Genomic DNA, 19217 nt, shown 5'->3' with positions numbered 1-19217 from the left:
ACGCATCCACCCCGGTCTTTCCGGGCAGTTCCGCCGGAAACCCGGCGCAATGGATGCCAAATGCGACGGACCGGATGTTTCAGGAAAATCCAAAAATGACCACGACCCGTAAGCGCGGCAAGCTGCCGGCGCGCTATGCCGCGATCGTCAGTCCGCTGGTGCTGTCGCTGCTGATGACCTTCATAGTCTCGTTCATATCGACGCTGAAAAGCCTTGGACTGCAACCTGATTTGCCGGCTGTCTGGCTCACTGCCTGGGGCCTGTCCTGGCTGGTAGTTCCCAACGTTGCTCATGGTGCTGCCGGCGGTGCGCCGCATTGTCGGCTGGCTTTGCGAGCCGGCGTCCCGGTAACGCCCATGACGGTAAGGCCCGCAGATTCTTCGGGCCTTGCCTCGCTACCAGCGGCCCTTGCGCCGGTTCCAGACATAGAGAAGATCGGCGAAACGATCATAGGCCAAGCGCGTCAGCGGCAGCGCGACCGGATTGCCGAAGAGCGTCGCCAGCCAGCCGTCGCCCGGCGTCGCCCGCCAGACGGCAACCGCGACATCGGCGCCGACCAGCAGCCTGCCTTCGGCATCGGTGGCATGCAGCCGGCGGCGTATGTCCTCCAGCGAGGCGCTGTAGCCAGAGAGCGCCGCCGGTTCGAGGTTGATGTCGCGGAATTCGATCCGCCCGGCCTTGATCGCCTCGATCAGCCGCCGTTTCTGCCGGGTGATGCCGCCATCGCAAACCGGGCAGCGTGTGTTGTACCAGACGGTCAGCGCAGGCTTGGACATGGCGCGACTATCACCCTGACGGCACGGCCCCGCAATATGACGCCGAGCCGCACGGACCCGCGCCCAGCGCTATCCAAGCGAAGTGACGATCTCGCGATAGGCAAATTCCGGGAAAGCCTTGAGCGTTCGCGTCTTGACGCTGCCACCCGTTGCCAGCATCAGGGCGAAACGAGCAAGCACAGCATCGTCGGGCGCCTCGATAATCGCCACCATGTCGTATTCGCCCATAGTCAGGTAAAACGCCTTGAACGAGCCGCCCATGTCGGCCAGTTGCTTCTTGGCGGCATCGAGCCGCTTCGGCGACTCTCGGATATTTCTGGCGCCCTGTTCCGTCCAGTTCATCAGCAGGATGTAGGTTGTCATCACACACCTCCCTCCGGCGCCACGGAGCACGGCTGAGGACATCAGCCGGGGCGGACATCCGGTTTTTCGCCCAGAACATGCATCCGACCAGGCAAGTATCCTCCCGACGGAGATGGGCGACAAGAGCCTTCACCCGGCAACAAAAAGGGCGCCATCGGCGCCCTTTTCGAATGCTGGTCTGTTGCCGGTATCAACTGTCGAGGAAGCTCCTCAGCTTGCGGCTCCGGCTCGGGTGCTTGAGCTTGCGCAGCGCCTTGGCTTCGATCTGGCGGATACGCTCGCGCGTGACCGAAAACTGCTGGCCGACTTCTTCCAGCGTGTGGTCGGTGTTCATGCCGATGCCGAAGCGCATGCGCAGCACCCGCTCCTCGCGCGGCGTCAGCGAGGCGAGCACCCGCGTGGTGGTCTCGCGCAGATTGGCCTGGATCGCCGCATCGATCGGCAGGATCGCCATCTTGTCCTCGATGAAATCGCCCAGATGCGAATCCTCTTCGTCACCCACAGGGGTTTCGAGCGAGATCGGCTCCTTGGCGATCTTCAAGACCTTGCGCACTTTTTCGAGCGGCATTGCGAGCTTTTCTGCCAGTTCCTCCGGCGTCGGCTCGCGGCCGATTTCATGCAGCATCTGGCGCGACGTGCGCACGATCTTGTTGATCGTTTCGATCATGTGCACCGGGATGCGGATGGTGCGCGCCTGGTCGGCGATCGAACGCGTGATCGCCTGCCGGATCCACCATGTCGCGTAGGTCGAGAACTTGTAGCCGCGGCGGTATTCGAATTTGTCGACCGCCTTCATCAAGCCGATATTGCCTTCCTGGATCAGGTCGAGGAACTGCAGGCCGCGATTGGTATATTTCTTGGCGATGGAGATGACGAGGCGCAGATTGGCCTCGACCATTTCCTTCTTGGCGATCGCGGCTTCGCGCTCGCCCTTCTGCACCTGGTTGACGATCTTGCGGAATTCCAGGATTGAGATCGCCGTCTCGGTTGCGAGGTTCTGGATTTCCGAACGCAGATCCTTGATCGCGTCTTTCTCGTTCTTGGTGAATTCCTTCCAACCGCGCGAGGTCAGGTTGCCGATCGAGCGCGTCCAGTTCGGGTCGAGCTCGGAGCCCTGATATTCCTTGAGGAACTCCTCGCGGCGCACGCCATAGCTTTCGGCCAGGCGCAGCAGCTTGCCTTCGTTCTGCACCAGCCGCTTGTTGATGTCGTAGAGCTGCTCGACCAGCGCCTCGATGCGCGCCGTGTTGAGCGACAGCGACTTCACCGCCTTGATCAGCTGGTCCTTCAGCTCCTTCAGGCGGCGGTCCTGGCTTGGCGACAGCGTGCCGGTCGCGGCCAGACGGTTCTCGACCTGCTGGTCCTGCAGCTTGCGCAGCTTCTTGTAGGTGTCGGCGATGACGTCGAGCGTCTCCATCACCTGCGGGCGCAGCTCCGCTTCCATCGCCGCCAGCGACAGGCTCGCCTCGTCCTCGTCTTCCTCGTCGTCATCGACCAGGCCGCGCGTGTCGGCGCCGACATTGGTGATGTCGTCTTCCTCGTCGCGTCCACGCCTCGGCTTGTCCTCGGCCTTGGGCGCCTCCTCGATGCGCTCGACCACCGGCGCCTGCTTGGCTTCGGGGCCGGCATAGGTGGCTTCGAGGTCGATGATCTCGCGCAGCAGGATCTTGGATTCGTTGAGCTCGTCACGCCAGATGATGATGGCCTGGAAGGTCAGCGGGCTTTCGCAGAGGCCCGCGATCATCGTCTCGCGGCCGGCCTCGATGCGCTTGGCGATCGCGATTTCGCCCTCGCGCGACAGGAGCTCGACCGAGCCCATCTCGCGCAGATACATGCGCACCGGGTCATCGGTGCGGTCGGTCGGCTCTTTCTTGGTGGTCGTGGCGGCGACGGCGGTGCCGGTCTGCTCGGCCAGTTCGTTGGCGTCTTCCTCGGCGTCGGCATTGCTGTCGGCGGCCTCGGGCTCCTCGCTCTGATCGTCGTCCTCGACCACGTTGATGCCCATGTCGGACAGCATCGCATTGATGTCTTCGATGCGATCCGGATCGGTCTCTTCCGACGGCAGCACCGCGTTCAGTTCGTCGAGAGTCACATAGCCGCGCTTCTTGGCGGCCTTGATCATCTTCTTGACAGCATCATCGGAAAGGTCGAGCAGAGGCCCATCGGTGGCGCCTTCACGTTCGGTCTCGACCTCTTCCTTTTCCTTTGTCGCCATAGTCTTTATCTTCTCCTAGCGGCCGAGCATCGAAGCCGCGTAGCTGCCGCACCGGTCAAACTACATGCGCTGGTGGCGCTTAACCGGGCCGGTAACCGAATCAACTCTTTTGTTTGTTCATATCGTGCCCCCAAAACCGGTTTTCACTTTTGGGCGATATGCATTAAGTCCAGATTAACCCTGATATCTGTGGCAGGCTGACAGCCTGTCCAGTGATCAGCACCTCGCGTCAGTGCATTTCCATCGACGCCGGCGCGGGTTAAGGTTTCGAATCGTCCTGATTCCGTCATTCTGCCAGAAGGTCAAGCGCCTCTCGCATGATTCGCATCAAAAAAGCGAATCAATTACCCGACTTAGAGGCGTCGATTCGACGCGCAGCACGTACAACATTCATTCTTGCGCAGGTTTCGACCTAGACGCGCCCACCCCTGCCCGAGGATACACCGAAGCCTTCGATCAGCGCTTCCGTTGCTTGTACATCACGGAATTGCGCCTGAATCTCGATGAGGTGCCGGTAGTTTTCGTCAGTGGGATCGCTGGCGAGCGCTGCTTCCGCCTGTTTCAGCTCCTTATGTAAGGTGCGCGCGCTGCGCTGCAAGTGCAGCGCCTGGTTGAAGGCGTCGCGGGCATCGTCAAGCGCTGCGGTTTCCAGCGCGGGCCATTGCCTGGCCCGTTGGATGAGCGCCACGGCGCGCCCCCAGATATCGCTGCAGCCGGCACGTTCGATGGTGGCGATCACCGCGCTACGGTCATTGGCCATGTCGTGCGCCATCGCATCGAGGATGGCGGCGTGCAGCCGCTGCAGATCGGTGTTGGCGAGATCGAGGAACTCGACATGGGCGAAGTTCTCGTCGATCAGCGCCGGATGGTTGACGAGGGCTACGATGATCGTCGCCTCGCGCACCGACATCATCTCGCCACCGCGTTTGACCATGGCGGAGCGGCCGAGGCTTTCGGTGATCGCGGCGCGCGCGCCTGCCCCGCTGCCTTTGGCGAACTGTCCGCCGGGTGCGGGCGTTTTGCCCTGCCCCGGTTTCCAGTCCTGGCGACCTTGCCGCACTTCGCGCTGGGCGCTGAAGAAGGTCAGCTCCCGCTCGCGCATCCACTGCTGGTAGTGGTAGCGCTGGCTCTCATCGCGGATGCGGCTGGTCAGTTCGCGCAGCGTCTTTGTCAGCCCCGCCCGCCGCTCCGGCGTGTCGAAGACGCCACCGGATGTCTCACGCATCCACAACAAATCAGCGAGAGGCCGCGCTTCCGCCAGCACGGCACGAAACGCGTCCGGCCCTTCTGCCTTGACCAGATCGTCGGGATCCTTGCCCTCCGGCAACAGCGCAAAGCGCACCGACCGCCCGGCCTGCACCGACGGCAGCGCGAGATCCGCGGCGCGCCACGCCGCCTTCAGCCCGGCCTGGTCGCCGTCGAAGCACAGCATCGGCTCAGGCGCCATGCGCCACAGAAGTTCGAGTTGGTTTTCGGTGAGCGCGGTGCCGAGCGGCGCCACGGCATTCTCGAAGCCGGCCTGCGCCAGCGCAATCACGTCCATATAGCCTTCGACGGCAATCACCGTGCCGCCTTTCGCCAGCGCTTTGCGGGCGCGGGCGAAATTGTAGAGCACGTTGCCCTTGTGGAAGAGCTCCGTGTCGGGCGAATTCATGTATTTGGCCAGCGCATCGGGCGCCAGTGCGCGGCCGCCAAAGGCGATGATCTTGCCGCGCGAATCCGGGATCGGGAACATGATGCGATCGCGGAACCAGTCATAGGAGACCGGGATGTCGTCGCCATGACGCACCAGCCCGCAGGCCTCGATGTCGGCCTTGGGCACACCCTTGGCGGCAAGATGTTCCTTCAGCGCATTGCGGCTGTCGGGCGCAAAGCCCAGCCGGAACGATTGCTGCGTCGCCGGCGTCAGCCCGCGATCCCTGAGATAGGCGCGGGCTTTTGCACCCTCCGGTCCTTGCAGCCGCTCCTGGAAGAAGGCAGTCGCCATCTCCATGACATCGGTCAGACTGGCGCGTTCCTTCTCACGCTGTTCTTCCCGCTCGTCGCGCACCGGCATCGGCACGCCGGCCATGTCGGCGATCTTCTCGACCGCTTCGGGAAAGCTTAATCCGTCGAGCTCGGTCAGGAACTTGAAATGATCGCCCGACACCGAACAGCCGAAACAGTGATAGCGGCCCTTCTTGTCCTCGCAGTGGAAGGAGGGGCTCTTTTCGCCATGGAACGGACAACAGGCCCAATAGTCGCCGCGCGAGGCGTTGGTCTTCTTCCTGTCCCATGCGACGCGCTGGCCGATGACCGATGAAATCGGCACACGGTCGCGTATCTCATCGAGAAAGGCGGGCGGAAAGCGCATTGGGGAACTCGTTTGTCCCTCATATAATCATGCTCGCGGAATCCGACGACCCTTATTGCGGACCATACCCGGTTTCCACAGCCAAAAAGCCCGGTTTCTACAGCCAAAAGAAAGGCGGCCGTTTCGGGCCGCCTCCTTTCAAGTCTCTGCATTGCGCCGGCGAGGCCGGGCTTAATGCGCGGCAATGGCGCCGAAGATGATGCCGGACAGGACGCTGACCAGCACATAGTCGTTGCCGACGCGGATCCATTCCTGGCCGCGGCCGGGGCGATGCAGGCCATAGCGGCCATAATCGCGGATCGGCTGGTGCCGCTTCCAGCTGGAATATTTCTGGCCATTGCGCCAATGGCTGCGCTTGACGACCACCGTCTTCTTCACGACGCGCTTCCTGACATCGACATGCTTGCCGGGCCTCTGCCAGTCGACCCGCGTGTAATTCGACTGCGGTGCGACCGGTGCGTTCACCGGTGCGGCCTGGCCGGTAAGCGAAGTGGCGGCCAGCATCGAGAAAGCGAGGGCGGAAAGAACAACACGTTTCATAGCGGGGCTCCTTGGTTGTCGATGCCTAGGGAATAGCGCCCGAAGGATGAACCGAAACTGAACACTAGCATTACATTTACGTAATGAAATCCGGTGCTTATCCTGGATATTTGAACATCATCGCAAAGGCGATTGCCGGGAGTCCGGCAAACCGGGACGATCCGCTGCCATCACCAGGGATCCGCCATGCAACCATTTGCGCATCCGTCCATTTTCCGACACGCCCTGTCGCGCCGCGACGGCTCTTGAAATCGACAAGATTTTATTACCCGGCTAAAATATTCCGGATATTGTTCAAGACTGTCATGACCATGATTCGCAGCCCCGTTTTCCTCCCTGCACTGCGCGCCCTCCGCGTCGCGGTAGCTGTCTGCGTGCGGGTTTCGAAATGAGCGGCTCCGTCGTCCTGCTGCATCTGGCGGGCGCGGTGGCGCTGATGCTGTTTGCCACCCGCATGGTCAAGACAGGCGTCGAGCGCGCCTATGGCGACGTGCTGCGTCACCGGCTGCGCTCCACCATGCGCAATCCGATCATGGCGGTGCTGGCCGGCTGCGGCCTGTCCATCGCGCTGCAGAGCTCGACCGCCGTCACGCTTCTCGTCGGCTCCTTCGCCGGCGCCGGCATCGTCTCGGGCATGTCGGGCCAATTGGCTGTGCGCGGCGCCGAGATCGGCTCGGCGCTGGTGGTCAAGCTCTTGACCTTCGATCTGACGCTGCTGGTGCCGATCTGCCTCGTCGCCGGCACGGTCATGTTCATGGCCACCGAGCGGCGCGATTGGCGCCAGTTCGGCCGTATCCTGGTCGGCATCGGCCTTCTGGTACTGTCGCTGGAAATGATCGGCCAGGCGTCGGAGCCGCTGCGGCAGAGCACGCTGATGCCGCTCATCATCGAATATTTCTCCAGCGACTACGTCACCGCCTATCTGCTCGCCGCGCTCGTTACCTGGCTCTTCCACTCCTCGATCGCCGCCGTGCTTTTGATGGTGACGCTGGCCGGCCGCGGCTTCATCCCGCCCGAACTCGGCATCGTGCTGGTGCTCGGCGTCAATCTCGGCTCGTCGATCATCGCGCCGCTGCTCACCCGAAGTGCCGAACCTGGCGTGCGCGTCGTGCCGATCGGCAATCTGTTGATGCGCGGCATGGGCTCGCTGATGATGCTGATCCTGTTCATGACGCTGAAGCCGCCGGTCGCCTTCCTCGGCGCCACCGTGCCCGACCAGATCGTCAACGCCCACATCCTGTTCAATGTGCTGATCCTGCTCGCCGGCCTGCCGCTTGCCAGCCTGATCTATCGTGCCTCTGAGAAGATCGTCGCAATGGGCACCAAGCCAGCGCCGGCTACAGAGCTCGATGTGGTCGAACTCTCCGCCCTCAACGACGGCGCGCTCGACGTTCCGAGCCAGGCGCTGGCCAACGCCACCCGCGAGGTGGTGCGCGTCTGCGAGACGGTCGAGATCATGCTCAAGCGCATCATCGAGCTGTATGAAAGCGCCGACGGCGACAAGATCAAGGCGCTGGCCGCCCTTGACGACCGCGTCGACAGGAAGCACGCGGCGATCAAGCTCTATCTGGCCAAATTGACCAGGAACTCGCTCACAGAGGACGAGGCGCTGCGCTGCCAGGAGCTGATAGGCGCCTGCGTCAAGCTCGAGCAGGTCGGCGACATCATCGTGCGCAACATGCTGGTGCATGTGAAGAAGAAGTTCGAGCGCGGGCTGGAGTTCACGCCCGAGGGCTGGAGCGAGCTGCTCGCCTTTCACACCTCGGTGCTGGCCAATGCCAGGCTTGCTTTCAACGTGCTGGTGTCGCGCGACCCTGAGACCGCCCGCCAGCTGGTGCTGGAAAAGGACCGGCTGCGCGACCGCGAAAAGGAAACCAGCGCCAGCCATTTCGTGCGCCTGCGCGACGGCACCGCCAAGAGCGTCGAAACAAGTTCCATCCACCTCGACACCATCCGCGACCTGAAGCAGATCAACTCGCTGCTGGCGTCGATGGCCTACCCGGTGCTGGAAGAGCGCGGGTTGCTGGGTGGGTCGCGGTTGAAGGCAAGCTGATCAAGAAAACCTAAAGCGGCGTCGATAATTTCTGCATTGCCCACGAACCCCATCCATGGTTTGAGGCGACCTTATCCGAGGATCGCTTCCGCCATGCTCCCGCTCATTGCCCTGTTCATTGCCGCCTTTGCTTTCGGCACCACCGAATTCGTCATCGCCGGTGTATTGCCGCAAGTGGCCGACGGCCTTGGCGTTTCGATCCCGACTTCCGGCTATCTCGTCTCCGGCTACGCCGGCGGCATCGCCGTTGGTGGGCCATTGCTGGCGCTCGCCACCAAGGGCATTTCCCGCAAGACGCTGCTGCTTTGCCTGACCGTCGCCTTCACCATCGGCCAGGCCGCTTGCGCGCTGGCGCCCGATTTTACCTCGATGCTGCTCTTGCGCATTGCGGTCGCCGTCGCACACGGCGCCTATTTCGGCGTCGCCATGGTAGTGGCTGTCGGCCTCGTGCCCGAGGACAAGCGCGGCATGGCCGTGGCTGTGATCCTCTCCGGCCTCACCGTATCCAATGTCATCGGCGTGCCGGCCGGCACCGCAATCGGCAATCTCTGGGGCTGGCGCGCCACCTTCTGGGTGATGTGCGCGCTGGGCGTGGTAGCCTTTGCCGCCATGGCTGCGCTTTTGCCGCGCACGACAGGCGCATCAAGGCCATCCGCCCAGTCTTGGCAGCGAGGTTCGCGTGCTGGCGCGCCAGCAAGTCTGGACCTCGCTGATCCTGATGCTGACGTTGATGATCGGCCAGTTCGGCCTGTTCACCTACATCACCCCGACACTGCTTGAGGTGACCCATCTCGACGAGAGCCTGATCCCCTGGGTGCTGCTGCTCAACGGCGTCGGCGCCACCGTCGGTGTGTTTCTCGGCGGCAAGCTTTCCGATTGGAAGCTGATGCCGTCGCTGATCACCATGCTTGCGCTGCAGGCGGTGATGTTGGGCGTGATCTATGCCGTCAGCCCCTACCCCGTGCCGATGGTCATCGCCATCGTTATCTGGGGTGGCCTCAACTTCGCCATAGGCACGCCGATCCAGACCCGCATCCTGGCCTGGACGGCGGACGCCTCCAACCTCGCCTCCTCGCTCATCCCCTCCGGCTTCAATGTCGGCATCGCGCTCGCCGCGTCGCTGGGCGCTGCCATGCTCAATGCCGGCTACGGCTATCGCAGCCTGCCGGTTGTGGGCGCTGCCGCCATGCTGGTGGCGGTGGTGGTGGCACTTGCCTCCTACATCTGGGAGGGGCGCAGCCGGGCAGCGCCGCCGCTGCCGGCACCGGCCGAATAGCGTCGGACTACAAATCGATCCGGAACAACAAACTCTCGGCGCCGCCATACGCGGCGTCCTTGATGAACGGACCGACCACACGGCCGCCATTGGCCAGCACCACCTTCTGCGAGGCCGGATTGTCGAGGTCGGTGGTGAGCTCGACATATGGCAAACCAACAGCCCTCGCCTCGTCCAGCATCAGCCGCAGCGCCTCGGTCGCATAGCCTCGTCCGCGCTTCCACGGCACCACGGCATAGCCGATATGGCCGAGCACATGCGACGGCAGTGCGGCCGTACCGGGCTGCCAGCGAAAGCCGATCGAGCCGGCGGCCTCGCCGTCCCAGATCCAGCGCCGGAAGCCCGGCAGCCGCGGCACTGTCGTGCCGTCCGGCAAGGTAATCGGGCCTCCTTTGGCCTCGGGATCGTCGAGGCTGGCAAGGAACGCCGCGGGATCCTCGTCGATCGCCGCAAGTTGCTCGCGCGTCGCTTCCATCAGCCGGACATTGTCCGGCGACCAGCCGCGCTCGAGCGCCGCCTTGTAGGAGGGCAGATGTTCGAGCGTGGGTTTGACGATTTCGATTATGGTGGGTCTCTCCGGCAGGTCAAGGCTTGGCTCGCTTAAGCCGGTGCGGACCGTTTCTTGCCCAGAGGTAATGCCCCTGCTCTCCTTCGCCATTGAAGTGGTGTCGGCTCCTACTGCAGCAGGCCTTTGACGATGCCGCTGGCCTTGCCGAAATCCATCTGGCCGGCATATTTCTGCTTCAGCACAGCGATCACCTTGCCCATGTCCTTTTGGCTGGCGGCACCGGTAGCAGTGATCGCCTCGCGCGCCGCAGCTGTTACGGCGGCGTCGTCCAGCTGCGTCGGCAGGAAGCCGCGGATGATCTCCATCTCGCCACGCTCCTGCGTGGCCAGATCCGGGCGCTTGCCGTCCTCGAACGCCTTGGCCGATTCCTCGCGCTGCTTCACCATCTTGGCCAGGATCTGCAGGATCTCCTCGTCGCTGGCGGGGTCCTTGGTCGAGCCGCGATTGGCGATGTCGCGGTCGTGGATGGCGGCCTGGATCAGCCTGAGCGTCGGCAGCCGGTGCTTGTCCTGCGCCTTCATCGCGCTTTTCAGGGATTCGGCGATTTTTGCGCGCATGATGCTTTCTCCTTCGAACGGCGCGGACAATAACCGCGGCCCATCCGCAAAGCAAACGCGCCAAAGCCCTGATATCGTTCGACGAAACAAATGCTCGCCGTTTTTGGCACGGGCATCATTGACCGCTCTGGCGCCTTCCCCTATGTACTCGGCCTTGCACAAGACAAAGAATTGATGCGCGCAGGCTCGAGAGATCGGCCGCGCCGTTTGCTGCGCAGATGGCCCGCCATCGAAGCGCGCAGCGTGACAGGAGCGTCGCCATGGCCGAGATGACCCCCGAACTGACCCCGCCTTGGGCAACCGAAAAGCCGACCGCCGTCCTGGTGCTGGCCGACGGCACCGTCATCGAGGGTCGCGGCCTCGGCGCCACCGGTTCCGCCGTTGCCGAAGTCTGCTTCAACACCGCGCTCACCGGCTACCAGGAAATTCTCACCGACCCGTCCTATGCCGGCCAGATCGTCACCTTCACCTTCCCGCATATCGGCAACATCGGCACCAATGACGAAGACATCGAGGACTTGAACCCGGTCGCCCGTGCCGGCGCCGTTGGCGCGGTGTTCAAGGCCGATGTCACCAACCCGTCCAACTACCGCGCCGACACCGGGCTGGACCAGTGGCTGAAGAAGCGCGGCATCGTCGCGCTGTCGGGCATCGACACCCGGGCGCTGACCGCGCTGATCCGCGAAAAGGGCATGCCCAATGCCGTCATTGCGCACGCGCCCGACGGCATCTTCGACCTCGACGATTTGAAGCGGCGGGCCGCCGCCTGGTCGGGCCTGATCGGGCTTGACCTCGCCAAGGAAGTCACCTCCGGCCAGTCCTCGGTCTGGCGTGGAACGCCCTGGGTGTGGAACGAAGGCTTTGGCGAACAGGCCGAGCCGTCGATGCACGTCGTCGCCATCGACTACGGCGTCAAGCGTAACATCCTTCGCCTGCTTTCCGGCCTCGGCGCCAAGGTCACCGTGGTTCCGGCCGGTACTGGTTCGGAAGAAATCCTGGCCATGCAGCCCGACGGCATCTTCCTCTCCAACGGCCCCGGCGACCCGGAAGCCACCGGCGAATACGCGGTGCCGGTCATCCAGGACCTGCTCAAGACCGATATTCCGGTGTTCGGCATCTGCCTCGGCCACCAGATGCTGGCCCTGGCGCTGGGCGGCAAGACCGCCAAGATGCACCAGGGCCATCACGGCGCCAACCACCCCGTCAAGGATCATACCACCGGCAAGGTCGAGATCGTCTCGATGAACCACGGCTTTGCCGTCGATGCCGACTCCTTGCCCGAGGGCGTCGAGGAAACCCATGTCTCGCTGTTCGATGGCTCGAACTGCGGCATCGCGCTGACCGGACGTCCGGTGTTCTCGGTCCAGCACCACCCCGAGGCCTCGCCCGGCCCGCAGGACTCGCACTATCTGTTCCGCCGCTTCGTCAACCTGATCCGCGAAAAGCGCGGCGAGGAACTGCTGGCCGAACGGGCCTGAGCCCTGTAGCAGCGATAATATCGCTTAGCCTCGAGCGATAAATCTGCGATATTGCGCGAGTCAAGACGATCATCCTCTCGGTGTCGGCAGCTCGCGATCTCGACAACCTGCCGGCCGATGTCCGCGAGCAGGTCTCTGAGGGTTTGAACACTTATGCCATCAGCGGGCGTGGGGATGTAGAACGTCTTGCCGGCCGAGACGGTTACAGACTTCGGATCGGTTGCTACCGCGTTATATTGATGAAGATCGCACGACAATCCTCGCGATCTACATCGGCAAGCGCGAAACGACGACCTACAGCCGGCCATAGGACAGCACATCATGAACGCTCCGCAAATCATAAGGACTTCAACCGGGGAAGAACTGGTCGTCATCCCGAAGGCTGACTACGAGGCATTGCTGCATGCCGCCGAAGAAGCCAGAGAAGACGCTGCGGATGTGGCGATCTACGATGAGCGGAAGGCCGAGTTCAAAACGGAAAAGCCTCTGCCCGCCGAGGTGACCATGGATATTTTGCGAGGTTCCAGCCGGGCTCAAGGCGCTGCGCAACTGGCGCAAGCTGACGCAGGGCGAGTTCGCTGATGCCATCGGTGTCAGCCAGGGCTTCCTGTCGGACCTTGAATCCAATCGCCGCAAGCCATCGGCCCAAACCAGCACCATGCTGTCGAAGGCATTGGACGTGCCCAGCGAATGGATCGAAGCCTAGTATCTAACCTTACGCCACCGGCCGGCCTTCGCTGGCCTCCAGTATGGCGAACCATTGCTGGCGGTCGAGGTCGATCTCCAGCGCCTTGACCATGGCGGCCAGCCGCTCGGGCTTCATCGTGCCCAGCACCGGCGCCAGCCGCGCCGGATGACGCAGCAGCCAGGCGATGGCGACGGCGGCGAGATCGCCGGCGCCGATCTCGGCAGCCACCGCCGCGATTGCCGCCCTGACCCGCGCCTCGCGCCCTTCCTTGCCGGTGAACAGCAAGCCGCCGCCGAGCGGCGACCAGATCATCGGCGCATAGCCGAGGCGTTGCGCGTGATCGAGGCTGCCATCCATCAGCGCATTGGTCTTCAGCACCGACATCTCGATCTGGTTGGTGGCCAAGGCAAACGGCAGCCGCGAAGCCAGAAGGTCGAACTGCGACGGCGTGAAATTGGAGACCCCGACCGCTCTCACCTTGCCCGACTTGACCAGCCCGGCAAGAGCCGCCGCCGTCTCGTCGGCATCCATCAGCGGATCCGGCCGGTGCAGCAGCAACAGGTCGAGATAGTCGGTGCCGAGATTGGCGAGCGAACGGTCGACCGAGGCGGCAATGTGGGCCGCACTGGTGTCGTAATGCTTCAGCCGGTTCTGAGGCCGGTTGGCCGATGCCAGAATGATGTCGCATTTCGAGATCAGCTCGATGCTGTCGCGCTTGCCCTTCCAGCGCGACAAGCCGGCGCCAAAGGCAGCTTCCACCTGGTAATGCCCGTAAATATCGGCATGGTCGAAGCTGGTCAGGCCGAGATCGACCGCAGTGCCGATCAGCCGCGCGATCTGGTCGGCGTCCGGGCGCGCGGCGCTGTCGAGCAGGCGCCAGGCGCCGAACACCAGCCGCGACAGCGACAAACCGTCCTTGGTTAGCTCTATGCGGCTGTCATGGCTCATATCTGGGCTCCATCTTCCGCAGCGCCGGTGGCAACGCTTCTCACCGCCGTCGGCCTCGCAACTTTCGTCACAAAGACAATGACCGCAAGCGTCAGGAAGCACGCGCCAACCAGATAGGGGGCGCCGCCGAACACTACGGGCGCATTCGGTCCGGTGAACCAGGAAAAGATCGCGGTGTAGAGCAGCGGCGTGATGATCGAGGTGATCGAGAAGATCGATGTCATCGCACCCTGCAATTCGCCTTGCGCCGATGGCGGCACCTTGGCGGCGGCAAGGCTTCTCAGCGGCGGATCGGCCAGTGCTTCGAGGCAGCCGACGACGATCACCGCATAGATCATCCAGCCTTGCGAGGCGAAGGCGTAGCCGAAGGCGCTGGCCGCCGTAAATGTCAGGCCGATGACCGCCGTCTTCCACTCGCCAAGTTTGGGGATCACGCGTGGCAGCACCGTCGCCATGACGATCGCCCCACACAGGCCGAAGGCGCCGAGCGAGAAGCCGATCTGCTGCTCGCTCCAGCCATAACGATAATTGGACACGAACGACCACACCGCAGGATACATCATGTGGCCGAGCGTCATCAGGAAGAAGGCGAGCCCGATCCAGCCGATGCCCTGATATTGGCGCATCTGCAGCAGCGTGCCGACCGGGTTGGCGCGTTTCCACTCGAAGCGGCGGCGGTGCTTTTCATCGAGCGTTTCAGGCAGGAAGAACATGGCGATGAGGAAGTTCACGAAGGCAAGCCCGGCGGCAAAGTAAAACGGCACTCGCGGCCCGAACGTGCCGAGCAGCCCGCCCAGCACCGGCCCAATGACGAAGCCGACGCCGAAGGCGATGCCGAGCAGACCGAAATTCTTCGCCCGGTTGGCGTCGTTCGAGATGTCGGCAATGAAGGCCGACGTCGTCGAATAGCTGGCGCCCGAAACGCCGGCCAGCACGCGGCCGATGAACAGCATCGGATAGGACCAGGCGATGGCGCAGATCAGATTGTCGATCGAGAATGTAAGCACCGAGGCAAGCAGGATCGGCCGCCGCCCGAAGCGGTCGCTCAATCCACCCATGATTGGCGCGAAGAAGAACTGCATCGCCGCATAGACGAAGAACAGCCAGCCGCCTTCGATCGCCGCTTCGCTGATGCCGACGCCGGAAAGCTCCCTGAGAAAGGCCGGCAACACCGGCATGATCATGCCGAAGCCGATAATGTCGAGCAGCAGCGTGGTGAAGACGAGCGCAAGGCCCCGCCTGGCGGTTTTGGGGTCGATCATGATGGCGTCTGCTCCCTGGGACCGCCCTTGGGCGGGCGCCCGTTATAGGCGAGGCGCCACTTTGGAACAATAGGAGAACGCCTCAGGCGTTCTCCTCCTGACATCTGTTGCCGGTGGTGAATCGGCCCGCCGACGGATGCGCTTTGGACCGCGGTCGGCTGGAACTTGCGAGCGCCTCAAACCGGACCGGTCAGCGTGTTGCAATCCGACAGCTTGCCGCTCTTGTAGCCGCGCGCCAGCCAGCTCTGCCTTTGCTGCGACGTCCCGTGGTTGAAGCTTTCCGGAACGACATAGCCCTGCATCTTCTTCTGCAGCGTATCGTCGCCGATCTGCTTGGCGGCGTTGAGCGCCTCTTCGATGTCGCCCTGTTCCAGAATGCCCTTCTGCGCGGTGAAATGCGCCCAAACGCCGGCGAAGCAGTCGGCCTGCAGCTCGATGCGCACCGACATCTGGTTGGCTTCCGCCTCACCCATCGACTGCCGCATCTGGTTGAACTTGGGCAGGATGCCGGTGAGGTTCTGCACATGGTGACCGACTTCATGGGCGATCACATATGCCTGGGCGAAATCCCCCGAGGCGCCGAACTGCTGGTCGAGCTGCTGGAAGAAGGTGGTGTCGAGGTAGACCTTGTGGTCGTCGGGACAATAGAACGGTCCGGCTGCCGTCGAGGCGGAGCCGCAGGCCGAGCGGATCTGGCCGCTGAACAGCACAAGCTTCGGGTCCTCGTATTTCAGGCCCTGCGACTGGAAGATGCCGGTCCAGGTCTCTTCGGTCTCGGCCAGCACGGTCGCCACGAACTGCTTCATCTCGTCGGAAGCAGGCGTGCCGGCGCCGTCGTCCTGGCCGCCGCTGTTGTCGGTAATCTGGCCACCGCCACCCGGCAGCACGCCGCCGCCGTCGCCGCTGCCCAGGATCTGCGACGGGTCGAAGCCGAAATACCATCCGGCCAGCACCACGAGGACGACCAGCAATATGCTGCCGCCGCCGCCGGTGCGGCCGCCGATCGGGATGCGGAACTGGCCAGGGCTGCCGCCGCCCAAACCACCACCGCCGCCGCTGTCGCTGCGCTCGTCCTCGACATTGTCACTCTGACGGCGGCCCTTCCAGAGCATGGCAACTCCCCGTATGCAAATTTTCGGCTGGCCTGGCCGATGTCGTGGCCCAGTCCGACCCAACAGACAATTATCGCAATGGTTGCGCCAAGTCACAGTATTTTTCGTGGCAGCGGCATCGCGTTCGCACTCTGGTCGAGGCGGCATGCGCGCTGTAGCATCCGGTTCGAACGGGGGTGTCGGGACTTGCGGACGATCGGTCGATTTCTGCTGCTGGCGGTGGTGCTATGCCTCGGCCCGTTGCCGGCGCGCGCCGTGACGCTCGATTCCAGCGTCGCCGTGACCGATCCCGAGACATTGCAGGCGCTTGAGCGTGGCGGCCTCTCGATCAGCCGCCTGCTCGGCCCGGCGCTGGGTCTCACGCGCGAGGTCGACAATCGCGGCCTGTTTTCGGTGCGCGCGCTGACCCCTGTCCGCAACGCCGTCAAGCAGCAGATCGCCGACGAGCCTGCCAATAGCCCCGATCCCTATGTCGCTGCGCTGGCGAAGTCGAAGGACCCCAGCCAGAAATTCAACCCGAAATACATCGACGATGACGGCTCGACGCTCGACCTGACCGGCGTCGTCAACCGCATGGACCGCGGCTATCTCGGCCACACCGAATGCGGCGAGATCAGGCTGATCTACCGCTTCCACTATTCGGTGGCGGAGAAGCCCACGAAGGGAAAGACAGCGCAACGCATCTCGTCGCGGCTGCCGCTGACCATGAGTCTGGTCTTCAACGCCAGGCCCGGCGAGGCTCGCCCCCGCGCTTCGAGAGACCGTCCAAGCGCCACCGCCGTTTCCTGTGCCGAAATCGCCAAGCGCTGGCTCGCCGCCGGCCAGAAGAACCTTGCGCCCGAGCAACTGGCAGCCTGGCTGCGCTCCGACGAAGGGCCGCTCTCCAACGCCATGCTGAATTCGTCGCAGATCATGCGGCTTGAGCTGAACATGCAGGTTCTCCGGCTGTCGGCCTCGAGCCGCCGCGACTTCGGTGGCCACGCCGAATATCTCCTCAAGATTTTCAAATGGGACCCAACGACGTCCACCTTCCAGGAATCGAAGATGGAGAACCAGATCGACCGGAAAGTGGTTCTGGCCGACCGGCCGGCCTTCGCCAAATGGCTGCTCACCGACCGCAACATCTACGATCTCGACCGCGGCCGGCTGGTCATCGACGACAAATTCCTGGCGACCAGCGCCGTCTCGGTCGCACCCGGCGGCATGGCCAGATCGCAAAACAACATCGCCTATGGGCTGCTCGATGATGCCGACATCGACAGGGCGTTGCAGGATTATGTCGCCAGGGGCAACACGCTGCGCAGCGTGAAATCGGTGGCCGGGTTCAATCTGCGTCTCAACGAAATGACCTGCACCGGCTGCCACCAGACGCACGGCATTGCCGGCTTCCACTATACAGGCGCCGATCCGGCCAACGAGCCGCGCCGCAACGCCGTCTTCGTCCCCGGCTCGGCGGTGTTCTTCGCCGACCTGCCGCGCCGCCGCGCGATCGTCGAGGACTTCGCCACAGGCGGCCATCCGGATTTCTCCCGCGGCTTCGCCGCCCGTCCGGACGCCAAACTCGCCGAAGCGCTGAAAGGCACCGATCTCTACAATGGCTGGGGCTCGATCTGCTACAGCGGCAAGGATGCCAGCTTCAAGGACTGGAGCTGCGGCGAAAGCCTGCGCTGCGCCGGCGTCCATGAAAGCGACATCCATCCGGGCTTCGGCACCTGCGTCAGCGAAGCGGCCACCGCAGTCGGCGACCCCGTCGAGTTCGGCGAGATTAAGATGTCGAGCTGGGGCAGCGACAAATATTGCCGCCTGTCGCCGGCCACCGCAAAAGCCTGCGCCATCGATCCGGCGCGCGACAAGAAACCGGTAATCAAGCTCGCCGGCTATGGCGCGGCGCGCCAACGCTACGACAACCCCGAGCAGAAGACCGGTGGCTTTCCCGGGGGCATGCTGCGCAAGGCAAGCTGCGACAAGCTTCCCGACGAGGCGACTTGCGGCCGCCTCGCCAAGACCGGTTTCAACGACTGCATCGCGTCGGGCAAGGACCACAAATTCTGCACCAAGGAATTCACCAAGACCGCCGGCCTGCGCGCCTGCGACAAGGCGCATCCCTGCCGCGAGGACTATATCTGCACCGCCGGCTACGACGATCTGGCCGCAGCCAAGCCTGGCAAGGGCTCCTGCATTCCGCCCTATTTCATATTCCAGTTCCGCGTCGACGGCCATCCGCGCAGTTGGGTGCAGGACACCGAGGAATGAGCGGCAGGTTGCCGCTTGCGAACAGAACTCAGCTCTTCTGCTTGGTGCCGGCGCTTTTGCCGTCCGAGCTTTTGGAGCGTTCCTCGAAACGCGCGGCGCCCTTTTTCAGCGCATGGCCGGTTTCGACCTCGGTCTTGCGTTCGTCCTTTGCCGCTGCCTGCCTCAATCCGTCTCCAGCCTGCTTGCCCTTTGCGGTCGGTGCGTGTTCGACGCCCATCGTTTTTCTCCTTGTCGCGCGCAACAATCGCGCGAGTTGGGAGCAACGTGCTTGAGGGTACGGTGGTTCCGGTGGACTTTGGTCGGAGGCCAGCTAGCCTCAGCGCGGCGCGATCATCGCCTTGCGAAAGGCTTCCAGTGTTTCGGCGCTGACATGGTGCTCGATGCCCTCGGCATCGATGCGCGCCGTCTCGGCGCTGACGCCCAGCGAGCGCAAAAAAGCTTCCACCGTCTGGTGGCGAATGCGGCTCTCTTCCGCCACCTTGCGCCCGGCGTCGGTCAGGAACACACCGCGATAGGGTTTTCTGGAAACGAGCCCGTCGGCGCATAGCCTGGTCAGCATCTTGGCCACCGTCGGCTGGGCGACACCCAGCCGCGCAGCAATATCGACCTGACGCGCCTCATTGCCGTCCTCGATCAGGTCGGCGATCAGCTCGACATAATCCTCGACCAGCGCGCCGCGGCGCGCTTCGCGCTGCTGCCGGAACCCTTTCGAATGAATCTCGGCGTCAGGCAGCGGCTCCTCGCGTCCAACCGGTCTGTGCTTCAGCGCCAACAC

General features: G+C 63.5%; 17 protein-coding genes and 2 pseudogenes. 7 read left to right on the top strand and 12 right to left on the bottom strand.

What is annotated here, in order from left to right; all coding sequences use genetic code 11:
• The first annotated feature begins 95 nt into the window (after positions 1 to 95).
• A pseudogene (locus NKL04_RS01690) lies at positions 96 to 351 on the top strand (DUF2798 domain-containing protein).
• Positions 352 to 395: 44 nt separating this feature from the next.
• Here NKL04_RS01690 and NKL04_RS01685 read toward each other — a convergent pair.
• From NKL04_RS01685 to NKL04_RS01665, 5 genes are all read right to left on the bottom strand, one after another.
• The gene (locus NKL04_RS01685; protein WP_023672448.1) at positions 396 to 776 is read right to left on the bottom strand and encodes a thiol-disulfide oxidoreductase DCC family protein; all 381 of its coding nucleotides are present in this window, start codon (positions 774 to 776) and stop codon (positions 396 to 398) included.
• A 69-nt stretch (positions 777 to 845) separates the two neighbouring features.
• Positions 846 to 1139 carry a GYD domain-containing protein gene (locus tag NKL04_RS01680; protein ID WP_023672447.1) on the bottom strand — a complete coding sequence of 98 codons (294 nt, stop codon included), beginning with the start codon at positions 1137 to 1139 and terminating at the stop codon, positions 846 to 848.
• Positions 1140 to 1329: 190 nt separating this feature from the next.
• Positions 1330 to 3354 carry an RNA polymerase sigma factor RpoD gene (rpoD, locus tag NKL04_RS01675; RefSeq protein WP_023672446.1) on the bottom strand — a complete coding sequence of 675 codons (2025 nt, stop codon included), beginning with the start codon at positions 3352 to 3354 and terminating at the stop codon, positions 1330 to 1332.
• A 412-nt stretch (positions 3355 to 3766) separates the two neighbouring features.
• Complete coding sequence (gene dnaG / locus NKL04_RS01670) at positions 3767 to 5707, bottom strand: DNA primase (RefSeq protein WP_023683795.1); 1941 nt, start codon at positions 5705 to 5707, stop codon at positions 3767 to 3769.
• Between the two features lie 171 nt (positions 5708 to 5878).
• Positions 5879 to 6247 (bottom strand): RcnB family protein, encoded by a 369-nt coding sequence (locus NKL04_RS01665; protein ID WP_023672444.1) that lies wholly within the window; start codon positions 6245 to 6247, stop codon positions 5879 to 5881.
• 388 nt (positions 6248 to 6635) lie between these two features.
• On the opposite strand from NKL04_RS01665, the gene NKL04_RS01660 reads away from it, so the two are divergent.
• Complete coding sequence (locus tag NKL04_RS01660; protein ID WP_023691517.1) at positions 6636 to 8300, top strand: Na/Pi cotransporter family protein; 1665 nt, start codon at positions 6636 to 6638, stop codon at positions 8298 to 8300.
• 93 nt (positions 8301 to 8393) lie between these two features.
• A pseudogene (locus tag NKL04_RS01655) lies at positions 8394 to 9576 on the top strand (MFS transporter).
• Between the two features lie 7 nt (positions 9577 to 9583).
• Here the strand turns inward: NKL04_RS01655 and NKL04_RS01650 are convergent.
• Complete coding sequence (locus NKL04_RS01650) at positions 9584 to 10141, bottom strand: GNAT family N-acetyltransferase (protein WP_023672441.1); 558 nt, start codon at positions 10139 to 10141, stop codon at positions 9584 to 9586.
• A gap of 110 nt (positions 10142 to 10251) precedes the next feature.
• Positions 10252 to 10701, bottom strand: a complete 450-nt coding sequence (locus NKL04_RS01645; protein ID WP_031193012.1) for a GatB/YqeY domain-containing protein — start codon at positions 10699 to 10701, stop codon at positions 10252 to 10254.
• 260 nt (positions 10702 to 10961) lie between these two features.
• Between NKL04_RS01645 and carA the strand changes: the two genes are divergently transcribed.
• From carA to NKL04_RS01630, 3 genes are all read left to right on the top strand, one after another.
• On the top strand, positions 10962 to 12179 hold the full coding sequence (carA, locus tag NKL04_RS01640; protein ID WP_081726027.1) for a glutamine-hydrolyzing carbamoyl-phosphate synthase small subunit: 1218 nt from the start codon (positions 10962 to 10964) through the stop codon (positions 12177 to 12179).
• A 321-nt stretch (positions 12180 to 12500) separates the two neighbouring features.
• On the top strand, positions 12501 to 12761 hold the full coding sequence (locus NKL04_RS01635; protein ID WP_245260143.1) for a hypothetical protein: 261 nt from the start codon (positions 12501 to 12503) through the stop codon (positions 12759 to 12761).
• Positions 12688 to 12885, top strand: coding sequence for a helix-turn-helix domain-containing protein (locus NKL04_RS01630; protein ID WP_348524580.1), 198 nt, complete (start codon positions 12688 to 12690; stop codon positions 12883 to 12885). The genes NKL04_RS01635 and NKL04_RS01630 overlap by 74 nt, the downstream gene beginning before the upstream one ends.
• Positions 12886 to 12894: 9 nt before the next feature.
• Here NKL04_RS01630 and NKL04_RS01625 read toward each other — a convergent pair whose 3' ends face one another.
• From NKL04_RS01625 to ypfJ, 3 genes are all read right to left on the bottom strand, one after another.
• Positions 12895 to 13815, bottom strand: coding sequence for an aldo/keto reductase (locus NKL04_RS01625; RefSeq protein WP_352499852.1), 921 nt, complete (start codon positions 13813 to 13815; stop codon positions 12895 to 12897).
• Positions 13812 to 15077 carry a TCR/Tet family MFS transporter gene (locus NKL04_RS01620; protein WP_023701149.1) on the bottom strand — a complete coding sequence of 422 codons (1266 nt, stop codon included), beginning with the start codon at positions 15075 to 15077 and terminating at the stop codon, positions 13812 to 13814. The genes NKL04_RS01625 and NKL04_RS01620 overlap by 4 nt, the downstream gene beginning before the upstream one ends.
• Positions 15078 to 15253: 176 nt before the next feature.
• A complete protein-coding gene (gene ypfJ, locus NKL04_RS01615; protein ID WP_023701150.1) occupies positions 15254 to 16189 on the bottom strand; it encodes a KPN_02809 family neutral zinc metallopeptidase in 936 nt (311 codons plus the stop codon).
• A 186-nt stretch (positions 16190 to 16375) separates the two neighbouring features.
• On the opposite strand from ypfJ, the gene NKL04_RS01610 reads away from it, so the two are divergent.
• Positions 16376 to 18442: a hypothetical protein gene (locus NKL04_RS01610; RefSeq protein ID WP_031209405.1), complete on the top strand. Its 2067-nt coding sequence runs from the start codon at positions 16376 to 16378 to the stop codon at positions 18440 to 18442.
• 28 nt (positions 18443 to 18470) lie between these two features.
• On the opposite strand, the gene NKL04_RS01605 is transcribed toward NKL04_RS01610, so the two are convergent.
• Together NKL04_RS01605 and mntR are read right to left on the bottom strand one after the other, a co-directional pair.
• Positions 18471 to 18659 carry a hypothetical protein gene (locus NKL04_RS01605; RefSeq protein WP_023701152.1) on the bottom strand — a complete coding sequence of 63 codons (189 nt, stop codon included), beginning with the start codon at positions 18657 to 18659 and terminating at the stop codon, positions 18471 to 18473.
• A gap of 99 nt (positions 18660 to 18758) precedes the next feature.
• Positions 18759 to 19214, bottom strand: a complete 456-nt coding sequence (mntR, locus tag NKL04_RS01600; protein ID WP_023672433.1) for a manganese-binding transcriptional regulator MntR — start codon at positions 19212 to 19214, stop codon at positions 18759 to 18761.
• Positions 19215 to 19217 lie beyond the last annotated feature (3 nt).

It is taken from the genome of Mesorhizobium sp. C264A, assembly GCF_040324515.1.
GTDB lineage: Bacteria > Pseudomonadota > Alphaproteobacteria > Rhizobiales > Rhizobiaceae > Mesorhizobium.
This window is presented reverse-complemented; position numbering and strand designations above follow the sequence as displayed.

What these genes read in the sequence shown, in the direction of transcription:
- NKL04_RS01685 (WP_023672448.1), bottom strand. Translation starts at nt 776, where the DNA reads ATGTCCAAGCCTGCGCTGACCGTCTGGTACAACACACGCTGCCCGGTT.
- NKL04_RS01680 (WP_023672447.1), bottom strand. Translation starts at nt 1,139, where the DNA reads ATGACAACCTACATCCTGCTGATGAACTGGACGGAACAGGGCGCCAGA.
- rpoD (WP_023672446.1), bottom strand. Translation starts at nt 3,354, where the DNA reads ATGGCGACAAAGGAAAAGGAAGAGGTCGAGACCGAACGTGAAGGCGCC.
- dnaG (WP_023683795.1), bottom strand. Translation starts at nt 5,707, where the DNA reads ATGCGCTTTCCGCCCGCCTTTCTCGATGAGATACGCGACCGTGTGCCG.
- NKL04_RS01665 (WP_023672444.1), bottom strand. Translation starts at nt 6,247, where the DNA reads ATGAAACGTGTTGTTCTTTCCGCCCTCGCTTTCTCGATGCTGGCCGCC.
- NKL04_RS01660 (WP_023691517.1), top strand. Translation starts at nt 6,636, where the DNA reads ATGAGCGGCTCCGTCGTCCTGCTGCATCTGGCGGGCGCGGTGGCGCTG.
- NKL04_RS01645 (WP_031193012.1), bottom strand. Translation starts at nt 10,701, where the DNA reads ATGCGCGCAAAAATCGCCGAATCCCTGAAAAGCGCGATGAAGGCGCAG.
- carA (WP_081726027.1), top strand. Translation starts at nt 10,962, where the DNA reads ATGGCCGAGATGACCCCCGAACTGACCCCGCCTTGGGCAACCGAAAAG.
- NKL04_RS01635 (WP_245260143.1), top strand. Translation starts at nt 12,501, where the DNA reads ATGAACGCTCCGCAAATCATAAGGACTTCAACCGGGGAAGAACTGGTC.
- NKL04_RS01625 (WP_352499852.1), bottom strand. Translation starts at nt 13,815, where the DNA reads ATGAGCCATGACAGCCGCATAGAGCTAACCAAGGACGGTTTGTCGCTG.
- NKL04_RS01620 (WP_023701149.1), bottom strand. Translation starts at nt 15,077, where the DNA reads ATGATCGACCCCAAAACCGCCAGGCGGGGCCTTGCGCTCGTCTTCACC.
- ypfJ (WP_023701150.1), bottom strand. Translation starts at nt 16,189, where the DNA reads ATGCTCTGGAAGGGCCGCCGTCAGAGTGACAATGTCGAGGACGAGCGC.
- NKL04_RS01605 (WP_023701152.1), bottom strand. Translation starts at nt 18,659, where the DNA reads ATGGGCGTCGAACACGCACCGACCGCAAAGGGCAAGCAGGCTGGAGAC.